The organism is Halorientalis persicus, assembly GCF_900110215.1.
Lineage (GTDB): Archaea > Halobacteriota > Halobacteria > Halobacteriales > Haloarculaceae > Halorientalis > Halorientalis persica.
Genome location: NZ_FOCX01000109.1, coordinates 1 through 1,405 on the forward strand (window position 1 = coordinate 1; position 1,405 = coordinate 1,405).

The 1,405-nt window shown below is 60.2% G+C and carries 2 protein-coding genes and 1 pseudogene; all 3 read right to left on the minus strand.

Going from position 1 to position 1,405, the window contains the following annotated elements; all coding sequences use genetic code 11:
* Window positions 1-254: pseudogene (locus BMX17_RS24850) on the minus strand (helix-turn-helix domain-containing protein); the annotation flags it as partial.
* Between the two features lie 169 nt (window positions 255-423).
* Complete coding sequence (locus tag BMX17_RS24855; RefSeq protein ID WP_139203812.1) at window positions 424-657, minus strand: hypothetical protein; 234 nt, start codon at window positions 655-657, stop codon at window positions 424-426.
* A 577-nt stretch (window positions 658-1,234) separates the two neighbouring features.
* On the minus strand, window positions 1,235-1,405 hold a 171-nt coding region (locus BMX17_RS24860; RefSeq protein WP_139203814.1), incomplete at its 5' end, for a PGF-CTERM sorting domain-containing protein.

Here is a 1,405-nt window from a genome sequence, read left to right on the forward strand (position 1 = left end):
TCTGTGTGAAGATAGGCGAGCCCATCCTGCTCGGTGGGGCCCTCCAAATCAAGTACCGCGTCGGTATCGGATAGAATGTCTCTGGCAACGGCCATGTCCCCGCGAAATCGGGAGAGATGGGCGTACGTTCCATCCTGAAGCGGGCTGATATAGTATGTCTCTTCCAGATGGGCGGAGTCCTCATCAGCCAGCGCATTATCCAGCGGATGGAACGAGTTGTCGTCCCACGTGATAACTTCCGTTGCGTATCTCATGTTGTGTTCTCTAAAATTTCAGGTTCTATCGATAGCTGCTCACAGCGTGTAAACGTGTGGTTCTCCTCACAGCACAGAACGTACCGCACACCGGCCACTGTCGACTGCCAGCCGGATCCCTATTCTAACGCCCTACTACTGCAAGAGGGTGAGGGTGCCGGAGTGGCGGTTAGCCATCGGATTCGAGCCGTTCGATGGCGTCTTCGAGGGTCCGTTCGTCGTCGCTGGTGTCAAGCTGCGCCATGCTGTGGGTCATGTTGTGACGCTCATCCTGGTCTGCGGCCGTCGTATTGAGTTGCTCGATCGCTTCGTCGAGATCATCTTGCGTGTCGTCGGGCTCGTCAGCCTGTGCGGCCACAGTGCCAGGTAGGCCAACCAGCGTCAGTGCGAGTGCCAGTGCCACTGCCAAACTTACCGAGCCAACGCGGTGTAGCGTGCGAGTCATTGGTTCCAACTACACCTGAAACAACGGGCCAGACAACCCTGCGCGTCACTGCTAGGATACACCCCTCGTTTATATGCCACCGACAGCCCGCTACACAGACCGTCACAGGCCAGTCGATGCTGGGTTTCTGGAGAATGACTGGTTGCAAACATATACACGCGCAGGCAGGTGCCAACGCTTATCCGCATCGACTACGTTGATTCTACTGGCCAACCTGGGGGTCGGCACCCTGCCGGCCCTATTCTGTCTTTACGTCTGGTGAGCGCCAGCGCTCGTGACAGGCGTGTCCAGCCACACGCGACCGCCACGAGTCGCTGTACTCGCATGGTGGGCCGGAATTGTCATTCGTGTCTACGCACCGCGCTCACGGTGCGGTCTGTCCGCCCAGCAACAGCCCTGTCAAGTGTACCTGCACTCACTGCCAGCGCCTCCGACAGCCCCAGCTCCCGCTGCTGATGTAGTACGTCAGCGCTACCGCTCCTCGACGAGCGGCCGAAAAAAAAGCGTCAGTTAGGGCCGGAAAGAATTCCGGTAGTTAGTCGCGGCGGCGGACTGCCAGCAGCGCAGCGGCGACCAGTGCGACGAGAGCGAGCACGGCCGTGAAGCCGGGCCCAGTCTCGGTGGTCGTTGCAGGCTCGTCAGTGCCCGCAGCCGTCGTCGGCTCCGGCTCGTCCGTCGTCGGCTCCGGCTCGTCCGTCGTCGGCTC